We start from the raw sequence: 26,048 nt of genomic DNA, 5'->3' as shown, positions 1-26,048 counted from the left end.
TCCCTCACGCCTCCGGGGCGAGGTGCCGGCGCAGGAAGGTGTACATCAGGGCCTTGTTGCGGGCGGCCTGCGCGTTGTCCGTGGCGCCCGCGTGGCCGCCGCCGGTGTTCTCGTGGAAGAGCACCGGGTGGCCCAGTTCGCGCAGCCGCGCCGCCGCCTTGCGCGCGTGCCCGGGGTGGACCCGGTCGTCGCGGGTGGAGGTGGTGAGCAGCACCGGCGGGTAGGGGGCGTCGGCGACGAGCCGGTGGTACGGGGAGAGCTCCCGCAGGTGCGGCAGGTCGGCCTCGTCGTCGGGGTCGCCGTACTCGGCGATCCAGGAGGCGCCGGCGAGCAGCTTGTGGAAGCGGACCATGTCGAGCAGCGGGACCTGGCAGACGATGGCGCCGAACAGCTCCGGGTAGCGGGTGAGCATGGCGCCCATCAGCAGGCCGCCGTTGCTGCCGCCGGCGGCGCCGAGCTGCGCCGGGGTGGTGAGACCGCGGGCGACGAGGTCCCGGGCAACGGCGGCGAAGTCCTCGAAGGCGCGGTGCCGGTGGGCGCCGAGGGCGGCCTGGTGCCAGTCGGGGCCGTACTCGCCGCCGCCGCGGATGTTGGCGATGACGTACGTGCCCCCGGTCTCCAGCCAGCCGCGGCCGGTGAGGGCCGCGTACGACGGGGTGAGGGAGACCTCGAAGCCGCCGTAGCCGTAGAGGAGCGTCGGGCCGGGGCCCTGGGCGCGGTCGGGGCCGATGACGAAGTAGGGGACGCGGGTGCCGTCGTCGGAGACGGCGAAGGCCTGCTCGACGGAGAGGCCCGAGGTGTCGAAGCGGGCCGGGGCCTGGCGGAGGATCTCGCTGTCGCCGCCGATGGTGCCGCGGGTGAGGGTGGAGGGCTGGAGGAAGCCGGAGACGTCGAGGAAGTACTCGTCGGAGACGTCCGGGTCGGTGTCGGTGACGGCGACCGCCGACAGGGGTGGTACGTCGGCGAGGGGGGAGCGCGACCAGCCGCCCTCCTCGCGCGGGGTGAGCACCTCGATGCGGGTGCTGACGTCGCGCATGGTTTCCAGGACCAGGTGGTGGCGGGTCCAGGAGTGGCCGGCGAGGGCGGTGTGCTCGTCGGGGGTGAAGAGCGCCTCCGCGGTGCGGTCGCCGGCGAGGAAGGCGTCGAAGCCGAAGGCGAGGAGGGCGCCGGCGGGGTGGCCGAGCCAGGGCGACTTGAGGGTGACGATCAGGTGCCGCCGGTGGGCGTAGACCTCGGCGTCCTCCGGGACCTCGATCCGGACGAGCCGGTCGTCCTCGGTGAGGAGGTGGGTCTCGCTGCGGAAGAAGTCGAGGGAGCGGCCGACGAAGGAGCGCTCGAAGCCGGGGGTGTCGTCGTGCCAGGCCCAGGCGGAGACGTCGGCGGCGGCGCCCTCGAAGACGGTGGGCGCCCCGGCGAGCGGGGTGCCGCGCCGCCAGCGGCGGACGGTGCGGGGGTAGCCGGAGTCGGTGAGCGAGCCGGGGCCGTGGTCGGTGCCGACGAAGACGGTGTCGGCGTCGATCCAGCCGATGCTGGTCTTGGCCTCGGGCACGGTGAAGGCGTCGTCCTCGACGAAGGCGAGGGACGTCAGGTCGAACTCGCGGACCACGACGGCGTCGCCGCCGTCCCGGGAGAGGCGGACCAGTGCCCGGTCGTGGGCGGGACGCCGCACCCCGGCCCCGGCCCACACCCACTTCTCGCCCTCGGCCTCGGCGAGCGCGTCCACGTCGAGCAGGGTCTCCCACTCGGGGGCGTCCTTGCGGTACTGCTCCAGGGTGGTGCGCCGCCACAGGCCCCGTACGTGCTCGGCGTCCTGCCAGAAGTTGTAGAGCCAGGGGCCGCGGCGGGTGGTGTACGGGATGCGGTCGACGGCGTCGAGCACCTCGCGCAGGCGGTCGGCGAAGGCGTCGAAGCCGGGCCCGGCGGCGAGCTCGGCCTCCGTCTCGGCGTTCCGCTCGGCCACCCAGGCGAGGGCCGCCTCGCCGTCGACGTCTTCCAGCCACAGGTACGGGTCGTCTTGGTTCACGCGGGCCATTGTCCCCCGTGCGCCCCGGGCGCGGCTCTCAGTCCTCGGCGGTCACCTTGTGCACCACCTTCCCGCTCGTGTCGACGGCCAGGTAGCCGGTGGCGCTGTACTCGTTGATGCGGTAGACGCGCAGGGTGGGCCGGTTCTCGTTGAAGGTCCAGCGGTCGATGATCAGGTACCGCATGGTGGGGTCCTCGACCTTGAGCTCGCGGTCGGCGCGCTTGCTCAGGGCGGGCAGGTCGTCCCAGGGCATGCCCTTGACGTCGAGCGGCTGCTCGTCCGGTGAGGAACTGATGGTGCCGCGGCCGAAGTCGGACTTCGTCACCTTGCCGTTCCGGTACTCGTACCGGTCGTAGGAGCGGGCTCCGGGGCGGGTGGGGATCTCGGCGAAGGCGTACTCGCCGTAGACGTTCATGTTCTTGAAGGTGGTGGTGCCGGTCGCCTGCTCGAAAGCCGCGATGACGGTCCGCACGCCGTCGGGGGTGAGGAGGTCGCCGGTGGCGACGGGGGTGACGGGCGGGGTGGTGGGAGTCGCGGAGGGGGCCGTCGCGGTGGTGGTCGTGGTGCCGGGGGTGCGGGAGGCGGTGGTCCCGCCCTTCGCGTCCCGGTTCCCGCTGTCGCCGTCGTCGTCCCCCAGCGGGAGGTACTGCGCGGCGAGGACCGTGAGGCCGGCGGCGACGGCGAGGCCGGCCGCGGCGGTCGTGATCCGGCGCTTCCGGGAGGGCCCGGGGGCGCGGCCCGCGGCGACGGTGTGCGGCGCGGGCGGCTGGTAGGCGGGGTGGGGCCGGGCGTACAGATGGGCCGGGGCGGGCGTGTACGTCGGCGGGGTCGGGGGGCCGAAGCCCGCGGGGGCGGCGTCGGCGGGGACGGCCGGAGCGGCGTCGGCGGGGACGGCCGGAGCGGCGTCGGCGGGGGTCCTGGGGTCCGCCGGCCCGTTCGCCGCCTCGGCCAGGAGGCGGTCGAGCTCGGCGCCGTCGGGGCGCCGCGCGGGGTCGCGGACGAGGAGCCGGGTGAGGACGGGCCCGAGGGCGCCGGAGCGGACCGGCGCCGGGATCGGGTCGTCGAGGACGGCGACGACGGTGGCGAGGCTGGTGGCGCGGCGCAGCGGGTGGTGGCCCTCGGTCGCCACGTACAGGAGCATGCCGAGGGACCACAGGTCGGAGGCCGGGTTGCCCTCCTCGCCGCGCACCCGCTCGGGGGCGATGAACTCGGCGGAGCCGATGAGGTCGCCGGAGGCGGTGAGCCGGGAGGTGGCCTCGTCGAGGACGGCGATGCCGAAGTCGGTGAGGACGGCGCCGCCGCCGGCGCGCAGCAGGACGTTGGCGGGCTTGACGTCGCGGTGCTGGATGCCGGCGGCGTGGGCGGCGCGCAGGGCGCCGAGGACCTGCCGGCCGAGGGTGACGGCCTCGGGGACGGAGAGCGGCCCGGCGGCGAGCCGGTCGGCGACGGAGTTCCCCTCGACCAGTTCCATGACGATCCACGGGGCGGAGCCGTCGGCGGGCTCGACGATGTGGTGGACGGTCACGACGTGCGGGTGGGAGAGGCGGGCGAGCGCCCTGGCCTCGCGGATCGCCCGGGCGCGCAGCTGGGCGGTGAGCCCGGGGTGGGCCGCCTCCGCGGCGGGATCCGGCGGTCGGACCTCTTTCAGGGCGACGTCCCGGTCGAGGGCGATGTCGCGGGCGCGCCAGACCGTGCCCATGCCGCCGCTGCCGAGGCGGGAGATCAGCCGGAACCGTCCGTCGACGAGAGGTCTGCCGTCGTCGTCACTCGTGCTCATGGGCGGTCATCGTAGGCGGTGGGGGTGACAGCCGGTGGCCCGGGCCGCGCGCCGGAGCGCGCCGCCCGGGCGGCGGGGGTCAGGGCCGCATCTCGTACGCGCCGGAGAGGGCTTCGACGCGGGACCAGACGCGGGCGGTGCGGGCCTCGTCGACGACGGGGCGCCGGACCGCGCCGAGCGCCCAGGTCTGCTGGGCCTCGGTGGCGGAGTCCTTGCCGTGGAGCTCGACGGCGTGGGCGGAGAAGTCCCGGACGAGGACGGCGAAGAGCTCGTCGAGGACGTCGTCGTCGAGACCGGTGAGGGCGGCCTGCTCCAGCACGAGCTGGGCGTGGACGACGAGCGCGAAGAGCTGGCCGACCGCGAGGAGCAGGTCGAGGTCGCGGCTCTGGGCCTCGTCGGGGGCGGCGGTGCGGACGAAGTCGCAGAGCGCGTCGGCCTGTTCGCGGAAGCGGACGACGTTCGGGAGCCGGTCGTACGCGTCGAAGGCGGGCCGCCAGTCGTGGAAGCGGACGGAGCCGAGGCCGCGGGCGGGGCCCTGGCGGAAGAGGAAGGCGTCGTCGGCGGCGTCGAGACGGGTGGGGACGGCCGGGTGGTCGACCGGGTCGAGGAGGTGGTTGCGGAGGAACTTGAGGATGAGGGCGAGGTTGACGTGGACCGTGCCCTCCAGCTTGGGCAGGCCGCGGATCTCGACGGCCGCCTGGGCGAAGTAGTTGTCCTTCTCGAAGCCCTTGGCGGCGAGGACGTCCCACATGAGGTCGACGACCTTCTCGCCCTCGGTGGTCACCTTCATCTTCGTCATCGGGTTGAAGAGGAGGTAGCGGCGGTCGTCGGGTCCGGCGGTGCGGAAGTAGTCGACGGCGCGGTCGCTGAAGAGCTTCATGCCGGCCAGCCGCACGTAGGCGTCGGTGAGTTCGCGCCGCACGTGCGGGAAGGCGGTGACGGGGCGGCCGTACAGGATCCGGTTCTGCGCGTGGGTGACGGCCTCGTACATCGCGTGCTCGCAGATGCCGATGGAGGCGGTGCAGAGGTTGAACTTGCCGACGTTGACGGTGTTGAGGGCGGCGTCGAAGGCGGCGCGGCCGGTGTGCAGGACGTCCTCGGCGGCGACCGGGTACTCCTCCAGGCGGAACTCGCTGACGAACTTGGAGGAGTCGACGACGTTCTTGACCAGGTGGTAGGCGGGGTGGCGGCTGTCCGCGGCGAAGAAGACGTAGCCGTCGGGGCCCTCGACGTCGGTGCGGCGGCCGAAGACGGAGACGAGCCCCGCCTTGTTGCCGTTGCCGATGTAGTACTTGGAGCCGGTGGCGCGGAAGCCGCCCTCGCCGTCGGGGGTGAGGAGCATGTCGGTGGAGTAGATGTCGGCGCCGTGCGCCTTCTCGGAGAGGCCGAAGGCGAACACCTCGCCCTGGTCGAGGAGTTCGGCGGCGCGGGCGCGGGCGGCGGCGTTGTCGCTCTGCCAGACCGGGCCGAGGCCGAGGATGGTGACCTGCCAGGCGTACCAGTAGTCGAGCCCGTAGAAGCCGAGGATCTCGTTGAGGGCGGCGATGCGGGCGGTGTCCCAGCGCTTGTCGGCGTGGTCGCCGGCCTCGGCGGCGGGGGTCAGGAAGGTGGCGAAGAGCCCTTCCTTCGCGGCGAAGTCGAGGAAGTCGCCGAGCCAGGCGCGGGTGCGGTAGTCCTCGATGATCCGGCGCTTGCCGCGCTCCTCGAACCAGTCGACGGTGGCGCGCAGCAGCCTGCGGGTCTCCGGGTCGAAGTGCGTGGGGTCGTAGGTGCGGGGGTTGAAGAGCAGCGCGTCGGCCATGGGTTCCGCCTTGAGGGAAGGAGGGGTGGGTGGGAGGGGCGAGGGCTTGGGGGTGGATGGGGGGAGCGCAGGCCCGGGGGTGGTGGGGAGGGCGAGGGCTTGGGGGTGGACCGGAAGGACGAGGGGTCTCGGGTGGTCTCAGAACCGGTGCAGGGTGGCGAGGACGTCGTCGAGCCACGCGATCATCATGCGTTCGTACGCGATGCCGCCCCGCAGCACGACGTGCTGGAGCTCGCGCTCGGCGTCCGGGGGCGCGGCGGGGCCGGCGTCCGGCGCTCCGCTCGTGGGCGCGGCGGCGGCGTGCGGGGGCGCGGGGGCGGCGTCCGGGGGCGTGGGCGCGGCGGCATGCGGCGGGAAGTCCCGGGCCTCGCCCGCGAGGTAGTGGGCGAGGCGGTCGGTGTGCGTCCGCCGGTGCCGCTCGACCTCGCGGACGAGACCGGCGGGGTCGTCGAAGGCGGCGCCGCGGATCTTGACGGCGAGGTCGTGCCGGACGCTCTCGGGTTCGATGGGTTCGTGCAGCCAGGAGCTGAGCGCCGCGTGCCCGAGGTCGGCGACGGAGTACTCCTTCTTGTCCGGCCGCCCCTGCTGCGGCACTTCGCGGGCGGCGACCCAGCCGTCGTTCTCCATCCGCTTGAGGACGCGGTAGATCTGCTGGTGGGTGGCGGTCCAGAAGTAGCCGATGGACCGGTCGAACCGCCGGGCCAGTTCGTATCCGGACCCCGGCTTCTCCAGCAGGGACACGAGGATCGCGTGTTCGAGCGCCATGCCTCCGATCTTGCTATGCAACTGGTTGCATAGCAAGAAGGGCGGACGCCGGTGAGACGCGCCTCACGGGCGCACGGCGGGGCGACGGGCGCGGGGAACCCGTAGCCGTGGCCGGTCCGGGCCGTACGCGACGGTCGCGGCGGACGTCGCGCCCGCCGCGTGCTGCGCCGCGCGGGGATGCGCCTCCTGCACCACCCCGGTAGGCGGCGCGCCCGATGCCGGACGGCAGCTCCCGGGGTGCGCCGGTCACCGCCGACGACACCGGCAGCCCGGCGTCCCGCACCCGTCCGGCCGGCGCGTCCAGCTGCTCCCGTCCCGTGGTGACGGTCCTCACCTCGGTCGCCGTGACCGGAACGGTCGCGGGCGCCCTGGGCGTACCTCTCGGGATGGTCCTGCACGGCCGGGTCGTGCCCGCGATGGCCGACAGCGTGGGGCTCCGCCTCCCCGCCTCCGTCCTCGACGTGTACGGCGCCGCCGAACTCGTCCCCCTGGCCCTCGGCGGCCTCCTCATCGCCGTCCTGGGCGCCCTCCTCCCCGCCGGCTGGGCGGCGAGGACCCGTACGGCCACGGCCCTGCGCACGGAGTAGCAGGTCGGGCCGGGGGGAGGGTCCGCGCGGGCGGGTGCGGCGCGTACGCTGGCGGGTGCAGCTGGTTCGCCCCCGTCCGCCGTACGGGAGGCGTCGTAAGAGGGAACCCGGTGGGAATCCGGGACTGCCCCGCAGCGGTGAGCGGGAACGACCGCCGTCATACGCACTGGGTCCGGGAGGACCTGGGAAGCGACGGCCAGTAGGGGTCCGCCGGGTGGAGATCCGGTGGGCGTGCCCGCGAGTCCGAAGACCTGCCCGCTGTCCGCGCGCCGGCGACCCGTGCGCGCGGTGCAGCCCGCCGCGACTCGCGAAGGAGAGTTGACGTGGCCGATCGTGCCGTCTCCGCATCCGCCCGCCCCGCCAAGACCCCGGACGACTCCCGGGTGGTGCTCGCCCACATCATGAGCGAGCACGACACGAACCTGTACGGCACCATCCACGGTGGCGTCATGATGAAGCTGATCGACGACGCCGCCGCCGCAGCGGCCGGGCGTCACGCCGACGGGCCGGCGGTGACCGTGTCGGTGGACCGGATGACCTTCCTCGCCCCGGTCCGGGCCGGGGACCTGCTCAGCGTGGAGGCCGGTCTGGAACGGGCGGGCCGGACCTCCATGACCGTCGGCGTCCGGGTGACCTCCGAGCGCTGGAACAGCTCCGGCCCCGCCACCGAGGTCGCGACCGCCTTCCTCACCTTCGTCGCCATCGACGCCGAAGGCTCCCCCCGCCCGGTGCCCGCCCTCCACGTGGTGAACGCCGGCGTCTCCTGACCCCGGCCGCGCAGCGGAGGATCCGCCGCCCCTCGGGGCGGCGGACGCTTCAGGACTGCCCGGCCGCCCCGGCGCCCGTGTCCGGGGCGTCCGCCGCCGCCCGTCGCCTGTGGTGGACCACGGCCCCGCACACGGCGAGGAGGAGGACGGCCACCCCGGCCACGCCGAGCGCCGTGTGCCGGGCGAACAGCGCGCCCAGCGCGGCGAGCGCGCCGATCCCGAAGACGGCGTAGATCACGGCCCAGGCCGCTCCGCCCACGAACAGCGCGGGCAGGTAGCGCGGCAGCGGCATCCGCATGGTGCCGGCGAGGAAGTTGGCGGCGGTCTGGAAGCCCACGGTCAGGAAGGAGACGGCCACGACGGGCGCGCCCCAGCGCTGGATGGCCCGTTCGGCGCGCTGGAACCTGGCGGTGGCCATCCGCTCGGCGAACCTGCCGCGCCTGGCGCCGGCGCCGGTGAGCCAGCCGACGGCGAAGGTCCCTCCGGCCCTGAGCAGAACGATCACGTACAGGGCTCCGGCCACGCGCAGGATCTCACCCACGGCGCCTCGTCCTGGTCACCCGCGGCGAGCGTCCCGCCCCAGCGGTCCCACGACGGGCACCAGCCCGGTCTCCGCCTGTCACCTGCGCTCCGCCTCTGCCCGTTCCGTCGCCTGGACCCCACCGTACCGACATCCGAACCCGCCCCCGTCACCGAGCCGGACATCCAGCAAGGCCACCCTAACCGAACGCGCGTACGCCGAATCGGGCGCACCCCCGACGCCCCATGAGCTACCCGTCCCGCCCGCTCCTCACCCCTCGACGCCCTGTCGGCCACGGACTCGGGCGGCACCGCGCGTCAGCGGCGGGGACCGGGCCCCCGCCCTCCTCCTCCGGCTCACGTGCCGGAGGAGGGCGTCCGGTGTGCGGGGCGGGCGCGGACGTGCATCCGCTCGCCCTGCCGCCCGAAGAGGCTCAGCACCTCGACCGGCCCCTGCCCCGTGGTGCCGAACCAGTGCGGCAGGCGGGTGCCGAACTCGGCCACCTCCCCCGGGTCGAGCACCAGATCGTGGTCGGCCAGCACGAGGCGGAGGCGGCCCGAGAGCACGTACAGCCACTCGAACCCCTCGTGCGTGCACACGTCGGGTGTGTCCCGGCCGGCGGGCAGGACCATCTTGTAGCTCTGCAGGGGTCCCGGCTGTCGTGTCAGGGGCAGCACGGTGTTCCCGCCGACCGCGTGCGGTGTGAGCCTGACCCGCGGGTCGCCCACCTCCGGCGCGCCCACCAGTTCGTCCAGCGGGACCCGGAACGCCTGGGCGATGGGCAGCAGCAGGTCCAGGCCGGGGCGCCGCTGCCCCGCCTCCAGGCGTGACAGCGTGCTCTTGGAGATGCCGGTCGTCCTCGCGAGCGCGGCGAGGGTGACGCCGCGGGCGGTGCGGGCCTTCCTGAGCCGGGGGCCGACGGCGGACACGACCTGGGCTGTGGTCGACGGCCGCTCCACGCCCGCGGCAGAGCGTCCGGCGGCGTGTGTCGCAGGCGCGGGTGCGCCGCCGGCGGGCGACATCGCCCGGGTGTCGAGCGGGTGGCCGGGTGCGGGGTGCATCAGGTGTTCCTCCCGGCGGGGAGCCCTGTCGGAGCTCCGGTGTGCGGACTGGCCGCGTCCCCGCGCCACGGATCGGGGGCGGGGCGCGGACGGGCGGCGGGCACGGTGTCACTCCTCGCCCGTGCGGAGGGCGCGCGCCCCGGTGCGGGTCATCCTCCGGTCGACCAGGACGACGGGGACGGTGAGGACGGCCAGGGCCGCCCCCAGCCAGGGGAGGGAGGCCGGTCCCGCGCCGGCGCCGAGCGCGACCCCCGCGAGGGCAGGCACGAGGCTGATGCCGAGCTGGAACATGGAGACGGCGGTGGCACCGGCGAGGGTCGGCGCGTCCGCCGCCACCGTGAACACCCGTCCGTAGACGGCCGGGTTGAGCACGAATCCGGCGACGCCCAGCAGCGGGACCAGGACGACGACCGGGATGGCGTGGTCGGCGAGGAGCGCGAGCGGCACCGAGGTGACCAGGATGCCGACAGCGCCGACGAGGAGCGCCAGGTGCGGACGGCCGTCGGCGATCCGGCCTCCGACGGAGAGGCCGACGAAGGCGCCGATGCCGAAGAGGACCAGGATCGGGGGCACCCACACCGCGTCGACGCCGGTGACGTCGGTGAGGAGGGCGGCGAGGTAGTTGTACGAGATCATGTACGCGGCGGTGCTCAGCAGCGTCGCGGCGTAGACGACCCACAGCTGCGGCTTGCGCATGGTGCGCAACTCCCGCCCGACACTGGGCTCCTGGGCCGGTCTGGTCGCCGGGACGGCGACGGCGGTCGCGACCGCGCCGAGGACGGTGAGGGCGACCACCGCCCAGAACCCGCCCCGCCAGCCGGTGTAGTGGCTGAGCAGGGCGCCGGCGGGGCCGCCTCCGACCATGGCGACGCTGAGTCCGCTGACGACGACTCCGGAGGCGCGCGCGGTGCGGTCGGGGGCGACCAGGCTGATCGCGGTGACGGCGGCGACCGCCCAGAACCCCGCGTAGGCGAGACCGCACACGAAGCGGGTGACGGTCAGCAGCGCGAAGCTGTCGGTGACCAGGCCGACGGCGACGCAGATCGCGAACACGGCCTGCGAGACCACCAGGGTGGTGCGGCGCGGCCAGCGCAGGGTGAGGACCGCGAGGGGCGGCCCTCCGATGACGACGCCGATCGCGAAGGCCGAGATCAGCACCCCGGCGGAGGACAGCGTGACGTCGAGGTCGTCGGCGACGTCCGGGAGGACGCCGGCGAGCAGGAACTCGGCGCTGCCCATGGCGAAGAGGCTGAACGCGAGCAGGTGGACCGCGAACGGCAGCCGGTCAGGGCCCTTCCCGGGAGTCGCCTCGGGGATGTCGGTGCGGACGCTCATCGGCTTCCGCCGGACGGCAGGGGGGTCGTGGGGCGCATGAACGAACTCCTGTCCTGTGACGAGGGGTCGGGCGGATCGGGGTGAGCGCTCATGCTGGAACCGGACGCGGCGGACGGACAACGTTTGTTGCCGGAACCGGGACAGCGGGGCCCCTGCGGGTCCTCGGGCCCGTACGGACCGGGAGGCCCTCCTCACCGTCGGGAGCGCGAGGCGCGGCTGTGGTGGCCCGCTTCAGGCGACCGGGGCGCGAGGCCGGGGCCGGGGGGCGTACCTGTTGCCGATTCAGAAACACCTCGTGACGGGCCGGGGCGGGGCCCGTACGGGGACGGCGCCACCGGCCGGGGCGGGACCGTACAGGGACGGCGGCCCCCGGCCGGGGCGGGGCCCGTACGGGGACGGCGGCCCCCGGCCGAGGCGGGGCCGTACAGGGACGGGCCCCCGTCGCGGAGCGCGGGGCCGGCCGGTGCTCCCCCGAACGGACCGCCCCGGGCGGGCGTGGGTTCCCCGCCACCGGGCATGACCCCTCCGTCCGCAGGAGGAGACGGCACGGGGCCGCCCCGGTGCGGGCGTGCTCAGGAAGGGCGTGTGGCGATGGCTGACATCGGTTCTCTGGAGCCCCTGGCGACGTTCTGCGGCAAGTGCGACTGCGGCTGCCCGCAGCTGTTCGTGGACGAGAGCGCACCCCCGGAGCGCCGGGTGGTGATCACCGACGACTTCGGGCAGAAGGTGGAGATGAGCGCGGACCAGTTCGCCTCGCTCGTCGAGGAGGCGAAGGCGGGCAGGTTGGACGCGGTCGCGACGGCCTGAGCGCCGGCCCCGCTCCCGGTCGTTCCGTCCGTGTCACAGGACGGACGGAACGACCCTCCCGACGGCCGTCCACTCCCCCGCGTGCGGCCGTCGGCCGCTGGGCCCCGTAGCCGCGACCGGGGCGATCCCGGGCGGCCCGCTCAGCCCAGGAAGCTCAGCCGCACCTGGCGCTCCGGGTTGTCGACGTTGGTGTCGACCAGGCAGACCGACTGCCAGGTGCCCAGGGCGAGGCGGCCCGCGACGACGGGGAGGGTGGCGTGGGGCGGGAGGAAGGCGGGGAGGACGTGGTCGCGGCCGTGGCCGGGGGTGCCGTGGCGGTGCTGCCAGCGGTCGTCGGCGGGGAGCAGGTGGTGGAGGGTGGAGAGGAGGTCGCTGTCGCTGCCGGCGCCGGTCTCCAGGACGGCGAGGCCGGCGGTGGCGTGGGGGACGAAGAGATTGAGGAGGCCGTCGCGGCCCGTGGCCGCCTCGGTCAGGAAGTCCTCGCAGACCTTGGTGAGGTCGGTGACGGTCTCGCGGGTGCCGGTGGTGAGGCCGAGGACGCGGGTGGTGAAGGAGTGTGACATGGGGTCATCCTGCCGTCCGAGGCGCAGGATCGCCCGTCCACGCTCCGAGACGCCGTTGACCGTGTCGGCGGTGGGTCGCTACGTTCGCGCCATGTCGCGTACAGCCCTGCTCACCACGCGTGGTCACATCGACCTGCTGCGGGTGGCCTCCGCCACCTGTTCCCGCGGCTGCTGACGCCTTCTTCCCTCCGGTCCGCCCGTCGGGCCGAGCCTGCTTCCTGACGCCCTGAACCCCTCACCGTACGCGTGTGCCTTCCGCGTGCGGTGACGTCGAGGCGTACCCCTCTTCCTTCCTCCCCTCGGAGTCTCCTCATGGCCGTCGGTCACTCGCCACCGCTCCCTGCGCCCTTGAAGCCGGATATATCGCATATTCCGGAGATCGAATCGCTCACCTCCACCCGCCGGACCGGTCGTCGGATCGTCGTGCCGCGGTGGCTGCGGCGGGCCGTCGGGCCCGTGCTGCTCCTGCTCGTCTGGCAGGTGTCGAGCGCCACCGGGGTGCTCGCGCCGGAGGTGCTCGCCTCGCCGGGCACGATCGCGCGGTCCGCCGGCGGGCTGATCGCGGACGGGACGCTGCCCACCGCGATGGGGGTCTCGCTCCAGCGGGTCGCGGCCGGACTGCTGATCGGCGGGGCCGTCGGCGTCACGCTCGCCCTGCTCTCCGGGCTCTCGCGGCTCGGCGAGGACCTGATCGACGCGACCGTGCAGATGCTGCGCACCGTCCCCTGGGTCGGGCTGATACCGCTGCTGATCATCTGGCTGGGCATCGGCGAGGCGCCGAAGGTCGCCCTGATCGCGCTGGGCACCGCCTTCCACCTCTATCTGAACGTGTACGCCGGGATCCGTGGCGTCGACGCCCAACTCGTGGAGGCCGGGCAGTCGTTGGGACTCGGGCGATGGGGTCTCGTCCGGCACGTGGTGCTGCCGGGCGCGCTCCCCGGGGCGATGACCGGGCTGCGGTACGCACTCGCCACCGCCTGGCTCGCCCTCGTCTTCGGCGAGTCCATCAACGCCGACGCCGGGATCGGCTTCCTGATGAACCAGGCGCGCGAGTTCTTCCGCACCGACGTGATCGTCGTCTGCCTGGTCGTCTACGCCTTCCTCGGCCTGCTCGCCGACGCCGTCGTCCGTACTCTCGAAAGGCTGCTGCTGCAATGGCGACCGACCTTCACCGGACAGTGACCGTCCAGGGCCTCACCCGCTCCTTCGACGGCCGGCCGGTCGTCGACGGGCTCGATCTCACCCTGGAACCGGGCCAGTTCACCGCACTGCTCGGGCACAGCGGCTGCGGGAAGTCCACCCTGCTGCGGGTGCTCGCCGGGCTCGACCGGGAGATCTCCGGCACCGTCCTCGTGCCCCGCCGTCGCGCGGTCGCCTTCCAGGCTCCCCGGCTGATGCCGTGGAAGCGGGTCTGGCGCAACGTGGTCCTCGGGCTGCCCGGCCGCCCGGACCGGACCGTCGCCGACGGCGCCCTCGCGGAGGTCGGGCTCGGCCACCGGGCGGGCGCCTGGCCCAAGACCCTGTCCGGCGGCGAGGCCCAACGAGCCTCCCTCGCACGTGCTCTGGTACGCGACCCGGACCTGCTGCTGCTCGACGAGCCGTTCGGCGCGCTCGACGCGCTGACCCGCATCAAGGCCCAGCGGCTCGTCGCCGAACTGTGGCGCCGGCGCGGCTGCACCGTCCTCCTCGTCACCCACGACGTGGACGAGGCGCTGCTCCTCGCGGACCGGGCGCTGGTGATGCGCGACGGCGTCATCGCGTACGACACCCCGGTCGCGCTCGACCGGCCCCGCTCACCCGCCGAGCCGGGGTTCGCCGCCCTCCGGAGCCGACTCCTCGCCGAACTCGGCGTGGAGGAGAGCGAATCCACCGGCGATCCCGCCCCCGTCCCCACCTCCGCCCCCGCCCCCGCCCCCACCTCCGCCTCTTCCGCCGCCCGCGTTCCCAGCGCGGTCGGCCAGTCCTAGGAGTCCCCGTGAAGTCCTTCCGCCAGGCCCTCTCCGCCGCGCTGCTCCTGCCGCTCGCGCTGCTCGCCGCCACCGCCTGCTCCCCCGCCTCCGGCGCCGACGCCGGCGGGAACGTCGACGGCAAGGGCGATCTCGTCCTGAACGTCGGCGACCAGAAGGGCGGCGCCGAGGCCGTGCTGCGCGCCGCAGGGGAGCTCGACGACCTGCCCTACCAGGTGAAATGGTCCACGTTCACCTCCGGGCCACCACTCCTCGAAGCCATCGGCGCCGGAGCCGTCGACATCGGCGGCGTCGGCAACACCCCGCCGGTCTTCGCCGCCGGCGCCGGATCGAAGATCACCGTCATCGCCGCGACCCACGGCGACTCGGCCGGCGAGGCGATCCTCGTCCCGAAGAGCTCGCCGCTCCGCTCCGCCCGCGACCTGAAGGGGAGGAAGGTCGCGGTGGCGCAAGGCAGTTCGGCGCACTTCCAGCTGATCGGGGCACTGGAGAAGGCCGGTCTCACGCTGAAGGACGTCCAGGTCACCCTCCTCCAGCCGGCCGACGCGCTCGCCGCCTTCACGAGCGGCCGGGTCGACGCGTGGGCGGTCTGGGACCCGTACACCTCCCAGGTGCTGCACAGCGGTACGGGGCGGGTCCTCACCGACGGACGCGGGGTCGTCAACGGGCTCGGCTTCCAGGTCGCCGCGCCCGCCGCACTCGCGGACCCGGAGAAGTCGAAGGCCGTCGGCGACTTCGTGGAGCGGCTGCGGCGCGCCCAGGAGTGGGTGTTCGGGCACCCGGAGGAGTGGGCGAAGGTCTGGGCGAAGGAGACCGGGCTGCCGTACGAGGTGGCGCTGGCCGCCGTGAAGCGCAGCAACGGCACCCGTATCCCGGTCGCCCTCGACGAGGCGGCGATCGCCTCCGAGCAGGAGATCGCCGACACCTTCGCCGGCCTCGGCCTCATCCCGAAGCGGTTCCGTTTCGCCGACTTCGTGGACAACCGCTTCGACAAGGACCTGCCGCCGTCGACCACCCCGGCGCGCTCCTACGGAAAGGACTCCTGAACCATGACGGTCCACCTGCACTGGTTCCTGCCCACCGGCGGCGACGGGCGCACCCTCGTCGACCGGCACGCCTACACCGACGGCGGCATCACCCGGAACCGCGCGGGCGCCACCGCCGGGGTCCGCGCGCCCGACATCGAGTACCTGGCGCAGATCGCCAAGGCGGCCGAACGGCTCGGCTTCGAGGCCGTGCTGACGCCCACCGGCACGTGGTGCGAGGACGCCTGGCTGACGACGGTCGCGCTGGCGCAGCACACCGAGCGGCTGAAGTTCCTGGTGGCCTTCCGACCGGGGGTGATCTCCCCGGTGCTCGCCGCCCAGATGGCCGCGACCTACCAGCGGATCACCCGGGGGAGGCTGCTGCTCAACGTGGTGACCGGCGGCGACTCGGTCGAGCAGCGGCGGTTCGGCGACCACCTGGACCACGACCAGCGGTACGCGCGGACCGCCGAGTTCCTGTCGATCGTCCGGGGCGCGTGGAGCGGACGCCCGTACGACTTCCACGGCGAGCACTACCAGGTGGAGGGCGGGCTCACCGCGCTGCCGCCGGACCCGCTGCCGGAGCTCTTCTTCGGCGGCTCGTCCCCCGCCGCCGGGCCGGTCGCGGCCGAACACGCGGACGTCTACCTCACCTGGGGCGAACCGCCGTGGCAGGTGAAGGAGAAGATCGACTGGATCCGCCGGCTCGCGGAGGAGCGCGGCCGGACCGTGCGCTTCGGCATCCGGCTGCACACCATCTCGCGCGACACCTCCCGCGAGGCGTGGACGACGGCCGAGCGACTGCTCTCCGATCTGGACGCCGAGACGGTCGCGGCGGCGCAGGCGGCGCTCGGCCGCAGTGAGTCCGTGGGCCAGCAGCGGATGCTCGCCCTGCACCGGGGCGGCGCGCTGGACCGGGACCGGCTGGAGATCTCGCCGAACCTGTGGGCGGGTGTGGGGCTCGTCCGGGGCGGGGCCGGCACGGCACTCGTCGGCAGCCACGCGGACGTCGCCGACCGCATCGAGGAGTACCACGACCTGGGCGTGGAGCACTTCGTGCTCTCCGGCTACCCGCACCTGGAGGAGGCGTACTGGTTCGGCGAGGGCGTCACCCCGCTGCTCGCGGAGCGCGGCCTCCTGACGACGATCCCCGCGTCGCCGCTGCTCGCGGGGGTGGCGGGGATCGGGGGCGGACGCTAGCCACCGCCCGGCGGGGGCGAGAGGGGGCCGGGACACGCCGCCCCCGCCCGGCGGGACGGGGGGGTGGAGGACGGGGGGTGAAGGACGGGGGGAGGACGGGGGGAGGACGGGGCGGACGCCGGCCACCGCCCTGAAGGTGGGGTCCGGGAAGATCCCGGCCCCCACCCCCGTTGGTAGAAACGTGAACGATTCTGGGGTCGAAACAGCGGTCGAAGCAACGGTCCGGGCGGTGGACGTCGTCGTGATCGGTGCCGGGCAGGCGGGTCTCTCCGCCGCCTTCCACCTGCGGCGCGTCGGTCTGGAGCCGGACCGGGACTTCGTCGTCCTCGACCACGCGCCCCGCCCCGGCGGCGCCTGGCAGTTCCGCTGGCCCTCGCTGACCTACGGCAAGGTGCACGGCATGCACGCGCTGCCCGGCATGGAGCTGACCGGGGCGGATCCCGCCCGGCCCTCCTCCGAGGTGATCGGCGCCTATTTCGACACGTACGAGCGGAACTTCGGCCTGCGCGTCCACCGGCCGGTGGACGTGACCGCCGTCCGGGAGGGCGAGGGTGGGCGGCTGCGGGTGGAGACCTCCGAGGGGGTGTACGCGACCCGGGCCCTGATCAACGCCACCGGCACCTGGGACCGGCCGTTCTGGCCGCGCTACCCCGGCCAGGAGACCTTCCGGGGCCTCCAGCTCCACACCGCGCGGTACCCCGGTCCCGAGGCGTTCGCCGGGCGGCGGGTGATCGTGGTGGGCGGCGGCGCCTCGGCCACCCAGCACCTGCTGGAGATCGCCGGGCACGCCGCCGCGACGACCTGGGTGACCCGGCGCGAGCCCGTCTTCCGGGAGGGCCCCTTCGGCGAGGCCGAGGGGCGCGCGGCCGTCGCCCTGGTCGAGGAGCGGGTACGGCAGGGGCTGCCGCCGCGCAGCGTGGTCTCGGTGACCGGTCTCCCGCTCAACGACGCCCTGCGCAAGGGGCTGGCCGACGGCGTCCTGGACCGGCAGCCGATGTTCGAGCGGATCACGCCGACCGGGGCCGTCTGGGCGGACGGGCGCACGGTGGAGGCGGACGTGATCCTGTGGGCGACCGGCTTCCGGCCGGCGATCGACCATCTGACCCCGCTGCGACTGCGGGACCCGGGCGGCGGGATCCGGATGGAGGGCACCCGCGCGCTCCTGGACGAGCGCGTCCACCTGGTGGGGTACGGGCCGTCGGCCTCGACGATCGGCGCCAACCGGGCGGGGCGGGCGGCGGTGAACGAGGTCCGCCGCTTCCTCGCCCGCGAGGAGCGGCACGCGGGTGAGCCGGTCACGGTCTGACCAGCCGGCCAGGGCCTGACCCGCCGGTCACGGTCTTGGCCCCTGAACCCCTCGCGCTCCGAGCGAACCGACCTCGGCCCCAGCGACCCAGTCCCGGTCCCGGTCCCGGTCCCGGCGAACCGATCACCGTCTCGACGAACCGGTCTCGGTCCCGGCGAACCAATCACCGCCTCGACGAACCGGTCTCGGTCCCGGCGAACCGATCACCGCCTCGGCGAACCGGTCACCGTCTCAGCGAACCGTCGCGCGGCCGCCAGCCGCTCTGCGGCGCCCATCGCGACCCCGTGTCCGGCACATGCCTCGCCCCCTCCTCCAGACAGACGGCGCTCCGGGCGAGCAGGACCTGGGTGAGTACGTCGTGGGCGAGCGCGAAGTGCCGCTCGTCCGGATGGGTGGTCAGCCGGATCTCGACCCAGGCGTCGTCGAAGTGCGCTCCGGTCACCCGGGCCAGCCGTCTGGCCTGCCAGGAGGTGATGGGAGACCAGATCCAGCGACGTCGTCTGAGCTGCTTCATGCGCTGCCCAACGATCCGCACGCCTTCTCGATACCGCGCAAATCGGTCGATATCGCCAGCCCGTCGAGCGCGACTTTCGCGGATCCGGCACACACGGCGGCGCCGCCGGCTCCCTGGGACGGGGAACCGGCGGCGCCGTGAACTGCGAGCGTCAGACGAGCCAGCCCAGGAAGTGGAGGACGCCGGCGAGCAGATCGGTGATGACGTTCATGGTGGTGCTTCTCCTCGTACAGGTGTTTCGTGGGACAGCGCAGTCGCGGTCTGCAGCCCGTCGCTTGCGCACCGTAATCCTGCGACGCCGTACGGGAGTTGGGCAACGAATCCCGGAACGATCACACGTTCGTGGGAACAACCGCTCCCACGTTCGCCTGTTCGTCACGGCGGACCAGGGCGGCGTACTTGCCGTCGGCGGCCATGAGCTCCGCGTGGGTGCCGCTCTCCTCGATCCGGCCCGCCTCCAGGACGACGATCCGGTCGGCGTCGCGGACCGTGGAGAGGCGGTGGGCGATGGTGATCGTGGTGCGGCCGGCCGAGAGGGCGTCGATGGCCTGCTGGACCGCGTGCTCGGTGCGGGTGTCGAGGGCGCTCGTCGCCTCGTCGAGGATGAGCACCGGCGGGTCGCGCAGGATCGTGCGGGCGATGGCCAGGCGCTGCTTCTCGCCGCCGGAGAAGCGGTAGCCGCGCTCGCCGACCAGGGTGTCGTACCCGTCGGGAAGCGAGGCGATGTGGTCGTGGATCTGGGCCGCCCGGGCGGCGGCCTCCAGCTCCGCGTCGGTGGCGTCGGGCTTGGCGAAGCGGAGGTTGTCGGCGACCGAGGCGTGGAAGAGGTACGTCTCCTGGGAGACGACGCCGATCGCGGCGGCGAGGGTGTCGAAGCCCAGGTCGCGCACGTCGACGCCGTCCAGGGTGACCCGGCCCTCGGTCACGTCGTAGAGCCGGGGGACGAGGTAGCTGAGCGTGGACTTGCCGGAGCCGGTGGGGCCGACCACGGCGAGGCTGCCGCCTGCGGGCACGGTCAGGTCGACGGAGTCGAGGGTGGGCCGGTCCGCTCGCTCGGGGTCGTAGTGGAAGCGGACCTTCTCGAAGCCGATCTCGCCGCGGACGGCGCCGATGCGGACGGGCTCCTCGGGCTCGGTGATGTCCACCGGGAGGTCGAGGTACTCGAAGATGCGCTGGAAGAGCGCGAGCGAGGTCTGGATCTGGACGCCGGTGGAGAGCAGGCTCACGGTGGGCCGGAAGAGGCCCTGCTGGAGGGTGACGAAGGCGACCAGGGTGCCGAGGGAGATCGCGGCGCCGCCGGCCTGCACGGCGAAGCCGGCCGCCCAGTACAGCAGGGCGGGCATGGCGGCCATGACGATGCCGATGACCGACATCCGCCAGCGTCCGGCCATGGAGGAGCGCACTTCGAGGTCGACGAGGCGCTCGGACTCCCGGGCGAAGGACTCGGTGAGCGAGTCCGCGCGGCCCATCGTGCGGCCGAGCAGGATGCCGCTGACGGAGAGCGACTCGGTGACGGTCGCCGCCATGGCGGCCATCTGCTTCTGCCGCCGGGTGGTGATCCGCTTCCGCTCGTCGCCGACCCGGCGGCTGATCCAGACGAAGACGGGGAGCAGGAGCAGGGAGAAGAGGGTGAGCCGCCAGTCGAGGGCGAGCATGGCGACGACGGTCGCGACGACGGCGGTGAGGTTGGAGACCAGGGAGGTGGCCGTGGAGGTGACGGTGGCCTGCATGCCGCCGATGTCGTTGGCGATCCGGGACTGGACCTCGCCGGTCCTGGTCCGGGTGAAGAAGGCCAGCGGCATCCGCTGGAGCCGGCCGTACACCGCGGTGCGCAGGTCGTGCATGACACGCTGGCCGACCGTGGTGGAGATCAGGGTCTGGAGCACCCCGAAGACGCCGGTGAGGACGGCGGTGGCGATCATGCCGAGGGCGAGCAGGCTGAGCAGCCCGGTGCGCCCCTCGGGGATCGCGGTGTCGAGGATCTCCCTGAGGAGGAACGGGGTGGCGACCGAGACCAGCGAGGCGGCGCCGACCAGGAGGCCGACGAGCGCGAGGCGGGCGCGGTAGGGGCGGAAGAGGCCGAGGATGCGGCGCAGCTGGGCGGGCTCCTGCGGCTGCGCGGGGTCGCGCGGCGGTGGTGTCCAGGTGGACTCGTCGTGGGGGCGCATGGGCTCCTTCGGGGAATGAGACATGAGCGTGCACATCGGACTGTAACTCACTCTTACCTATGTTCACAATGAACAAGGTCCTGATAATGTTCCCCCATGGACACCCCCGCCGCGAGCGCCCCCGACCCCGACGGGCTCCTCGCCGAGCAGCTGCTCCGGCTCACCCGCAGGCTCCACCGCATCCAGAAGCGCCATCTGGAGCCGGTCGGCATCACCCCGGCCCAGTCGCGGCTGCTGCGGGTGGTCGCCCACTACGGCGACGCGCCGCCCCGGATGGCGGATCTCGCGGCCCGCCTCGAAGTGGTGCCCCGCGCCGTGACCAGCCTCGTCGACGGCCTGCAGGCGGCCGGACGGGTGCGCCGGGTGCCCGATCCGGACAACCGCCGGGTGATCCGGATCGAGCTCACCGACGAGGGGCGCGCCACGCTGCGGGAGCTGCGCAGCGCGCGCCGGGCGGCCGCAGAGGACATCCTGGCTCCATTGACCGTCGACCAGCGCGAGGTGCTCGGAGGTCTGCTGACCGCCCTGGCCGGGCCCGTCCCGGAGGGCGGCCGCTGACGCCTCCGGGGCCCGCGCCGAGGGGAGCCGTGCCATGCCGCTGCTGGAACCGAACCCGCGGGCCCTCAGCCCGGGCCGGAAGCGGACCCCGGCTCCCGACCGGGTCCCGGACCTCCAGGCCAAGGGCACCCCGAGGCGGCTGCGCGAGGACCTGGCCGCGCTGATCGGGCCGGAGAAGGTGCTCTCGGGCGTCTCCGACCTGGTGCGGTACGCCTCCGACGCCAGCCCCTACCGGTTCCTGCCCCAGGTGGTCGTCGTCGCCGAGGACGTCGACGACATCTCGGCCGTGCTGTCCTACGCCCACGGCAAGGGCCGCGAAGTGGTCTTCCGGGCCGCCGGGACCAGCCTCAACGGGCAGGCGCAGGGTGAGGACATCCTCGTCGACGTCCGCCGCCACTGGGTGGGCGTGGAGGCCCTGGACGGCGGCGCGCGGGCCCGGATCCGCCCCGGCACGACCGTGGTCCGCGCCAACGCCGCCCTCGCGCCGCACGGACGGGTGCTCGGCCCCGACCCGGCCAGCGCGGTGGCCTGCACCATCGGCGGGGTCGTCGCCAACAACGCCTCGGGGATGACCGCCGGCACCACCCGCAACTCGTACCGGACGGTCTCCTCGCTCACCTTCGTCCTCCCGAGCGGCACGGTCGTCGACACCGCCGACCCCTCCGCCGACGAGGACCTGGCCCGCGCCGAGCCCCGGCTCTGCGCGGGGCTCCTCGCCCTCAAGGCCGAGATCGAGGCCGACGCCGCGCTGACGGCCCGGATCCGGGCCAAGTACGAGATCAAGAACACCAACGGCTACCGGCTCGACGCCTTCCTCGACGCCGCCACCCCGGTGGGCATCCTGCGCGGTCTGATGGTCGGCTCCGAGGGCACCCTCGGCTTCCTCTCCGAGGTCGTCTTCGACACCCTGCCGCTCGACCGGATGGTCTCCACCGCGCTGCTCTTCTTCCCCACCCTGCCCGCCGCCGCGGCGGCCGTGCCCCGCTTCAACGAGGCGGGGGCGCTCGCCGTCGAACTGATGGACGGCAACACCCTGCGGGCCTCGGTGCGGGTGCCCGGCGTCCCGGCCGACTGGGCGGAGCTGCCCAAGGACACCACGGCGCTGCTCGTCGAGTTCCGGGCCCCGGACGAGCCGTCCCTGACCGCGTACGAGCGGGCGGCGGGCGAGGTCCTGGCCGGACTCGACCTGGTCGCCCCGGTGCCCTCCGTGGACAACGCCTTCACCCGCGACCCGGCCGTCATCGGCGGCTACTGGAGGGCCCGCAAGGCGTTCGTGACCGCCGTCGGCGGCTCCCGCCCGTCCGGTACGACCCTCATCACCGAGGACTTCGCGGTGCCCCCCTCCCGGCTCGCCGAGGCCTGCGCGGAGCTGCTCGACCTCCAGGGCCGGCACGGCTTCGACGCGGCCGTCGCCGGCCACGCCGCCCACGGGAACCTGCACTTCCTCCTCGCCTTCGACGCCGCCGACCCGGCCGACGTCGAGCGCTACGCCTCCTTCATGGACGACTTCTGCAAGCTCACCGTCGAGCGCTTCGACGGCTCCCTGAAGGCCGAGCACGCCACCGGCCGCAACATCGCCCCCTTCCTGGAGCTGGAATGGGGCCCCAAGGCGACCGAGCTGATGTGGCGGACCAAGGAGCTCATCGACCCCGACGGGGTCCTCGCCCCCCGGATCGTCCTCGACCGCGACCCCCAGGCCCACCTGCGCGGCCTGAAGACCATCCCGTCGGTCGAGCGGATCGCCGACCCGTGCATCGAGTGCGGCTTCTGCGAGCCGACCTGTCCCAGCCACGACCTGACGACCACCCCGCGCCAGCGGATCGTGCTGCGCCGGGAGATGCTCCGGCAGGCCGACGGCTCCCCCGTCGAACAGCGGCTCCTGGAGGCGTACGGCTACGACGCCGTCGACACCTGCGCCGGCGACTCCACCTGCAAGCTGGCCTGCCCCGTCGGCATCGACACCGGCGCGCTGATGAAGGAGTTCCGGCACGAGCGGCACTCCCCGCGCGAGGAGCGGATCGCGGCCCTCGCCGCCCGGCACTTCCGGGCCGTGGAGAGCGCCGCCCGGCTCGCCGTCGGCGCCGCCGACCGGATGGGCGACGGCTTCCTGGAGCGGGTGACCGGCCTCGCCCGCAAGGCCGTCCGGCCCGACCTCGTACCGGAGTGGCTGCCCGAGATCCCCGGCGCGGCCCGGCACCGGCTGCCCCGCACCCACCGCCCGGCGGCCACCGCGGTCTACTACCCGGCCTGCGTCAACCGCATCTTCGGCAACCCCGACGGGGTGACGGGCCCCTCCCTGCCCGAGGCCGTCGTCGCCGTCTCCGCCCGGGCCGGCCGACCCGTCTGGATCCCCGACGACGTGGCCGGCACCTGCTGCGCCACCATCTGGCACTCCAAGGGCTACGCGTCGGGCAACGAGGTGATGGCCAACCGGATCGTCGAGGCCGCCTGGGGATGGACCGCCGGCGGCCGGCTCCCGCTGGTCGTCGACGCCTCCTCGTGCACCCTCGGCATCGCCCACGAGGTCGTCCCGTACCTCACCGACGACAACCGCGCGCTGCACGCCGAACTGACCGTGGTGGACTCCCTGGTGTGGGCCGCCGACGAACTCCTCCCCCGGCTCGACGCCCGCCGCAGGGTGGAGTCCGCGGTGGTGCACCCCACCTGCTCGATGCGGCACCTCGGCGACGCGGACAAGCTCACCGAGATCGCCGGGTTCTGCGCCGAGGAGGTCGTCGTCCCCGTCGACGCCGAATGCTGCGCCTTCGCCGGGGACCGGGGCATGCTCCATCCCGAACTGACCGCCTCCGCCACCGCCCGCGAGGCCGCCGAGGTCACCGCCCGCCCCTTCGACGCGCACCTCTCCGCCAACCGGATGTGCGAGATCGGCATGGACCGCGCCACCGGCCGCCGGTACGCCTCCGCCCTCCTGGCCCTGGAGCGCGCCACCCGCCCCTAGGGCCTCCTCCCGATCCCGCAGGATCCAGGGCTCACGGCGCGCTCCACGGACGCCCCCTGATTCGGCGGGAACGGGAGGAGACGCCCCGGCCGGCAGCTGTCCGGAAACGGATCCCCCCGGCGGGTGAACCGCCCGCCGGGCGGTGCTCCGGGGACCCGGCTGGGTAGCTCCCCCCTTCCGTGTCGCCACCCGGACGGGGGAACACACCACCGTGACCGCAGAGCAGACCACCGACAGCGCCGTGCCGGACCCGGCACCGCCCCAGGACCGGCCCCAGCGGCCCGCCGAGGAGTACCGCTTCCAGCAGGGCAAGCTCGCCGCACTCGAAGGCAGACCCACCTCGCCCTGGGTGATGGCCCGCCGGCTCCCGCAGCTCGTCCGCAGAGGGCTCGCGCTCGGCTGGCGGGTCGACCGCAGGGCCGTCACGCTGCTCCTCTCCTGCCAGGCCCTCTCCGCCGCCCTGGAGGCCACCGGCCTCGTCGCCACCGGCGCCACCCTCACCTCGCTCGTCGCCCCCGGCGACATCCGCGACCGGCTGGTCCAGGCCCTCCCCGCCATCACCCTCATCGCCGCCGCCGTGGGCCTGCGGGCCGTCCTCGGCATCGTGATCTCCGACGTCTCCTCGCGCCTCTCCCCCCGCATCTCCCGCGAGGCCGAGCTGGAGATGCTGCACGCGGCGGCCAACGCCGAGCTCACCGCGTACGACCACCCCGGCTTCAACGACAAGTGGGACCACGCCGACCGGGGCGCCGACGTCGCCAAGGACCTCATCACCGAGTCCCAGATGCTGATGTCCTGCCTCGCCTCGATCGTCGCGGCCGCCGGCGTCGTCGCCGTCCTCCACCCCGTGCTGCTGCCGCTCCTCGTCCTGGCCGTGCTCCCCCAGGCACTCGCCCGGATGAAGGGGGCGCACCTCCAGTGGGAGAGCAGCCGGGCCGTCTCCGCCGAGCGCCGCACCCTCGGCCATCTGCGCTGGTACATCGCCGACCGGCAGATCGCCGACCAGCTCCGCTCCGGCACCATGTTCGGCTTCCTCCTCGGCCGCTACCGCGAGATCGGCGCCCGCGTGGACGCCGTCACCGACCGGTCCATCCACCGCGGCTCGCGCTGGGCGATGGCCGGTTCGGTGGCGGGCGGCGCCGCCTCCGCCGTCATGTGGGGCGCGCTGGTGCTGCTGCTCGCCTCCGGGCGCATGACGCTCGCCTCGGCCGGCACCGCCGTCTTCGCCCTCCAGACCGTCGGCAACAACCTGTACGGGATCGTCGGCTACGGCACCCGGATCTTCCGCACCGGGCTGTACGTCGACGACTGGGCCGACTTCATCGCCGAGGCGGGCGGCCACCGCCTGGACCGCGGCGGGATCGTCCCCGATCCGCCGAGGACCGTCCGCGCCGAACGCCTCCACTACACCTACCCCGACGCCGACCGGGCCGCCCTGACCGACGTCACCCTGGAGGTGCGGGCGGGCGAGATCGTCGCCCTCGTCGGTGAGAACGGCTCCGGCAAGACGACCCTCTCCCGGCTGCTCACCGGCCTGTACCTGCCGACCGGGGGCACGGTGACCTGGGACGCCCGGGACGTCCGGGAGCTCGACGCGTACGCCATGTGGCGGCACACCGCGGTCGTCCCGCAGGTCTTCGCGCACTGGCCGCTGACCGCCGAGGAGAACGTGACCCTGGGGCAGCCGAGGGGCGGGCACGACGCGCTGCTGCGGGCCGCCGAGCGGTCCGGCGCGGGCGAGGTCGTGGACGGGCTGCGCAGCGGCTGGGGAACGCTCCTCGCCCGGGAGTGGTTCGGCGGGGTCGAGCTGTCCGGCGGGCAGTGGCAGCGACTCGCCATCGCCCGGGCGTTCTACCGGCCCGGGGTGCTCGTCCTCGACGAGCCCACCAGCGCCCTCGACGCCCGGGCCGAGCACCGCATCTTCGCCGGTCTGCGCGAGGTCGCCGAGGGGCGGCCCGTCGTGCTCGTGACCCACCGGCTGGCGAACGTGGCGGTCGCCGACCGGATCGTCGTGCTCGGCCACGGCCGGATCGTGCAGGAGGGCACCTTCGACGAACTCTCCGGCGCGCCGGGACTCTTCCGCGAGCTCCTGGAGCTCCAGAACGACCGGGGCGTCCCCGGGCAGCGGCGGCCGGAGGAGCCCTCGGAACAGGGGTGACGGGAGGTTCCCGACGGGGCGCATCGGTCCGCTCCGTCCCCTCGCAGCCGGAAAATCCGTTGCCCCGGTCCCGGCCGGGGGGCGAACCTGGCACGGACCCCGCACCCCGGGGTCCGTGCCCACGGGGTCCCTCGACGGGGCCCCGGCCGAGCCGCGCCCGCGTGCGCCGGCCCACCCCCTGTCCGCC

22 protein-coding genes and 1 riboswitch are annotated in these 26,048 nt (G+C 74.1%); of the genes, 12 read left to right on the top strand and 10 right to left on the bottom strand.

Annotated elements, in window-relative coordinates:
• Positions 1 to 4 precede the first annotated feature (4 nt).
• The 4 genes from ACF1BN_RS22270 to ACF1BN_RS22255 form a co-directional block, all read right to left on the bottom strand.
• On the bottom strand, positions 5 to 2,032 hold the full coding sequence (locus ACF1BN_RS22270) for a prolyl oligopeptidase family protein (protein WP_392333332.1): 2,028 nt from the start codon (positions 2,030 to 2,032) through the stop codon (positions 5 to 7).
• Between the two features lie 28 nt (positions 2,033 to 2,060).
• Positions 2,061 to 3,800 carry a serine/threonine-protein kinase gene (locus ACF1BN_RS22265; protein WP_392333331.1) on the bottom strand — a complete coding sequence of 580 codons (1,740 nt, stop codon included), beginning with the start codon at positions 3,798 to 3,800 and terminating at the stop codon, positions 2,061 to 2,063.
• Between the two features lie 79 nt (positions 3,801 to 3,879).
• Entirely contained in the window at positions 3,880 to 5,601 is a 1,722-nt protein-coding gene (locus tag ACF1BN_RS22260) for an acyl-CoA dehydrogenase family protein (protein WP_392333330.1), read from the bottom strand.
• 138 nt (positions 5,602 to 5,739) lie between these two features.
• Entirely contained in the window at positions 5,740 to 6,366 is a 627-nt protein-coding gene (locus ACF1BN_RS22255) for a PadR family transcriptional regulator (RefSeq protein WP_392333329.1), read from the bottom strand.
• Positions 6,367 to 6,581: 215 nt separating this feature from the next.
• Here ACF1BN_RS22255 and ACF1BN_RS22250 point away from each other — a divergent pair, with 215 nt between their 5' ends.
• Positions 6,582 to 6,953, top strand: coding sequence for a hypothetical protein (locus tag ACF1BN_RS22250; protein ID WP_392333328.1), 372 nt, complete (start codon positions 6,582 to 6,584; stop codon positions 6,951 to 6,953).
• A 96-nt stretch (positions 6,954 to 7,049) separates the two neighbouring features.
• Positions 7,050 to 7,206, top strand: a riboswitch (cobalamin riboswitch).
• A 70-nt stretch (positions 7,207 to 7,276) separates the two neighbouring features.
• Positions 7,277 to 7,720: an acyl-CoA thioesterase gene (locus ACF1BN_RS22245; protein WP_392333327.1), complete on the top strand. Its 444-nt coding sequence runs from the start codon at positions 7,277 to 7,279 to the stop codon at positions 7,718 to 7,720.
• Between the two features lie 49 nt (positions 7,721 to 7,769).
• Here ACF1BN_RS22245 and ACF1BN_RS22240 read toward each other — a convergent pair whose 3' ends face one another.
• The 3 genes from ACF1BN_RS22240 to ACF1BN_RS22230 form a co-directional block, all read right to left on the bottom strand.
• Positions 7,770 to 8,261, bottom strand: a complete 492-nt coding sequence (locus tag ACF1BN_RS22240) for a DedA family protein (RefSeq protein ID WP_392333326.1) — start codon at positions 8,259 to 8,261, stop codon at positions 7,770 to 7,772.
• A gap of 335 nt (positions 8,262 to 8,596) precedes the next feature.
• Complete coding sequence (locus tag ACF1BN_RS22235) at positions 8,597 to 9,301, bottom strand: helix-turn-helix domain-containing protein (protein WP_392333325.1); 705 nt, start codon at positions 9,299 to 9,301, stop codon at positions 8,597 to 8,599.
• A gap of 108 nt (positions 9,302 to 9,409) precedes the next feature.
• Complete coding sequence (locus ACF1BN_RS22230; protein ID WP_392333324.1) at positions 9,410 to 10,636, bottom strand: Cmx/CmrA family chloramphenicol efflux MFS transporter; 1,227 nt, start codon at positions 10,634 to 10,636, stop codon at positions 9,410 to 9,412.
• 591 nt (positions 10,637 to 11,227) lie between these two features.
• Here ACF1BN_RS22230 and ACF1BN_RS22225 point away from each other — a divergent pair.
• Positions 11,228 to 11,443, top strand: a complete 216-nt coding sequence (locus ACF1BN_RS22225) for a hypothetical protein (RefSeq protein ID WP_392333466.1) — start codon at positions 11,228 to 11,230, stop codon at positions 11,441 to 11,443.
• Between the two features lie 140 nt (positions 11,444 to 11,583).
• On the opposite strand, the gene ACF1BN_RS22220 is transcribed toward ACF1BN_RS22225, so the two are convergent.
• Positions 11,584 to 12,006 carry a YjbQ family protein gene (locus ACF1BN_RS22220; protein ID WP_392333323.1) on the bottom strand — a complete coding sequence of 141 codons (423 nt, stop codon included), beginning with the start codon at positions 12,004 to 12,006 and terminating at the stop codon, positions 11,584 to 11,586.
• Positions 12,007 to 12,076: 70 nt separating this feature from the next.
• Between ACF1BN_RS22220 and ACF1BN_RS22215 the strand changes: the two genes are divergently transcribed.
• The 6 genes from ACF1BN_RS22215 (at position 12,077) to ACF1BN_RS22190 (ending at position 17,504) form a co-directional block, all read left to right on the top strand.
• Positions 12,077 to 12,181, top strand: a complete 105-nt coding sequence (locus ACF1BN_RS22215; RefSeq protein WP_392333322.1) for a putative leader peptide — start codon at positions 12,077 to 12,079, stop codon at positions 12,179 to 12,181.
• A gap of 137 nt (positions 12,182 to 12,318) precedes the next feature.
• Positions 12,319 to 13,188 carry an ABC transporter permease gene (locus ACF1BN_RS22210; RefSeq protein ID WP_392333321.1) on the top strand — a complete coding sequence of 290 codons (870 nt, stop codon included), beginning with the start codon at positions 12,319 to 12,321 and terminating at the stop codon, positions 13,186 to 13,188.
• Positions 13,161 to 13,973: an ABC transporter ATP-binding protein gene (locus ACF1BN_RS22205; RefSeq protein WP_392333320.1), complete on the top strand. Its 813-nt coding sequence runs from the start codon at positions 13,161 to 13,163 to the stop codon at positions 13,971 to 13,973. Before ACF1BN_RS22210 ends, ACF1BN_RS22205 begins: the two co-directional genes overlap by 28 nt.
• 8 nt (positions 13,974 to 13,981) lie before the next feature.
• Entirely contained in the window at positions 13,982 to 15,019 is a 1,038-nt protein-coding gene (locus ACF1BN_RS22200) for an ABC transporter substrate-binding protein (RefSeq protein ID WP_392333319.1), read from the top strand.
• Between the two features lie 3 nt (positions 15,020 to 15,022).
• Positions 15,023 to 16,198, top strand: coding sequence for an LLM class flavin-dependent oxidoreductase (locus ACF1BN_RS22195; protein ID WP_392333318.1), 1,176 nt, complete (start codon positions 15,023 to 15,025; stop codon positions 16,196 to 16,198).
• 229 nt (positions 16,199 to 16,427) lie between these two features.
• Positions 16,428 to 17,504, top strand: coding sequence for an NAD(P)-binding domain-containing protein (locus ACF1BN_RS22190; RefSeq protein ID WP_392333317.1), 1,077 nt, complete (start codon positions 16,428 to 16,430; stop codon positions 17,502 to 17,504).
• Between the two features lie 223 nt (positions 17,505 to 17,727).
• On the opposite strand, the gene ACF1BN_RS22185 is transcribed toward ACF1BN_RS22190, so the two are convergent.
• On the bottom strand, positions 17,728 to 18,018 hold the full coding sequence (locus ACF1BN_RS22185; RefSeq protein ID WP_392333316.1) for a hypothetical protein: 291 nt from the start codon (positions 18,016 to 18,018) through the stop codon (positions 17,728 to 17,730).
• Between the two features lie 332 nt (positions 18,019 to 18,350).
• Positions 18,351 to 20,186, bottom strand: a complete 1,836-nt coding sequence (locus ACF1BN_RS22180) for an ABC transporter ATP-binding protein (RefSeq protein ID WP_392333315.1) — start codon at positions 20,184 to 20,186, stop codon at positions 18,351 to 18,353.
• Between the two features lie 96 nt (positions 20,187 to 20,282).
• Here ACF1BN_RS22180 and ACF1BN_RS22175 point away from each other — a divergent pair, with 96 nt between their 5' ends.
• From ACF1BN_RS22175 to ACF1BN_RS22165, 3 genes are all read left to right on the top strand, one after another.
• Positions 20,283 to 20,744: a MarR family winged helix-turn-helix transcriptional regulator gene (locus ACF1BN_RS22175; protein ID WP_392333314.1), complete on the top strand. Its 462-nt coding sequence runs from the start codon at positions 20,283 to 20,285 to the stop codon at positions 20,742 to 20,744.
• A 34-nt stretch (positions 20,745 to 20,778) separates the two neighbouring features.
• Positions 20,779 to 23,703, top strand: a complete 2,925-nt coding sequence (locus ACF1BN_RS22170; RefSeq protein WP_392333313.1) for an FAD-binding and (Fe-S)-binding domain-containing protein — start codon at positions 20,779 to 20,781, stop codon at positions 23,701 to 23,703.
• A 211-nt stretch (positions 23,704 to 23,914) separates the two neighbouring features.
• Positions 23,915 to 25,861: an ABC transporter ATP-binding protein gene (locus tag ACF1BN_RS22165; protein WP_392333312.1), complete on the top strand. Its 1,947-nt coding sequence runs from the start codon at positions 23,915 to 23,917 to the stop codon at positions 25,859 to 25,861.
• The last annotated feature ends 187 nt before the right edge of the window (positions 25,862 to 26,048 follow it).

It is taken from the genome of Streptomyces sp. NPDC014861 (assembly GCF_043081625.1).
Classification (GTDB): domain Bacteria; phylum Actinomycetota; class Actinomycetes; order Streptomycetales; family Streptomycetaceae; genus Streptomyces.
The sequence above is the reverse complement of the archived record's forward strand: the minus strand, read 5'-3'. Positions and strand labels throughout refer to the sequence as shown.

Excerpts from the sequence above, each read along its gene's own strand:
- ACF1BN_RS22205 (WP_392333320.1), top strand. The coding sequence starts at position 13,161 with ATGGCGACCGACCTTCACCGGACAGTGACCGTCCAGGGCCTCACCCGC.
- ACF1BN_RS22270 (WP_392333332.1), bottom strand. The coding sequence starts at position 2,032 with ATGGCCCGCGTGAACCAAGACGACCCGTACCTGTGGCTGGAAGACGTC.
- ACF1BN_RS22230 (WP_392333324.1), bottom strand. The coding sequence starts at position 10,636 with ATGAGCGTCCGCACCGACATCCCCGAGGCGACTCCCGGGAAGGGCCCT.
- ACF1BN_RS22235 (WP_392333325.1), bottom strand. The coding sequence starts at position 9,301 with ATGCACCCCGCACCCGGCCACCCGCTCGACACCCGGGCGATGTCGCCC.
- ACF1BN_RS22220 (WP_392333323.1), bottom strand. The coding sequence starts at position 12,006 with ATGTCACACTCCTTCACCACCCGCGTCCTCGGCCTCACCACCGGCACC.
- ACF1BN_RS22210 (WP_392333321.1), top strand. The coding sequence starts at position 12,319 with ATGGCCGTCGGTCACTCGCCACCGCTCCCTGCGCCCTTGAAGCCGGAT.
- ACF1BN_RS22265 (WP_392333331.1), bottom strand. The coding sequence starts at position 3,800 with ATGAGCACGAGTGACGACGACGGCAGACCTCTCGTCGACGGACGGTTC.
- ACF1BN_RS22260 (WP_392333330.1), bottom strand. The coding sequence starts at position 5,601 with ATGGCCGACGCGCTGCTCTTCAACCCCCGCACCTACGACCCCACGCAC.
- ACF1BN_RS22180 (WP_392333315.1), bottom strand. The coding sequence starts at position 20,186 with ATGCGCCCCCACGACGAGTCCACCTGGACACCACCGCCGCGCGACCCC.
- ACF1BN_RS22195 (WP_392333318.1), top strand. The coding sequence starts at position 15,023 with ATGACGGTCCACCTGCACTGGTTCCTGCCCACCGGCGGCGACGGGCGC.
- ACF1BN_RS22225 (WP_392333466.1), top strand. The coding sequence starts at position 11,228 with ATGGCTGACATCGGTTCTCTGGAGCCCCTGGCGACGTTCTGCGGCAAG.
- ACF1BN_RS22170 (WP_392333313.1), top strand. The coding sequence starts at position 20,779 with ATGCCGCTGCTGGAACCGAACCCGCGGGCCCTCAGCCCGGGCCGGAAG.
- ACF1BN_RS22185 (WP_392333316.1), bottom strand. The coding sequence starts at position 18,018 with ATGAAGCAGCTCAGACGACGTCGCTGGATCTGGTCTCCCATCACCTCC.
- ACF1BN_RS22250 (WP_392333328.1), top strand. The coding sequence starts at position 6,582 with ATGCCGGACGGCAGCTCCCGGGGTGCGCCGGTCACCGCCGACGACACC.
- ACF1BN_RS22175 (WP_392333314.1), top strand. The coding sequence starts at position 20,283 with ATGGACACCCCCGCCGCGAGCGCCCCCGACCCCGACGGGCTCCTCGCC.
- ACF1BN_RS22255 (WP_392333329.1), bottom strand. The coding sequence starts at position 6,366 with ATGGCGCTCGAACACGCGATCCTCGTGTCCCTGCTGGAGAAGCCGGGG.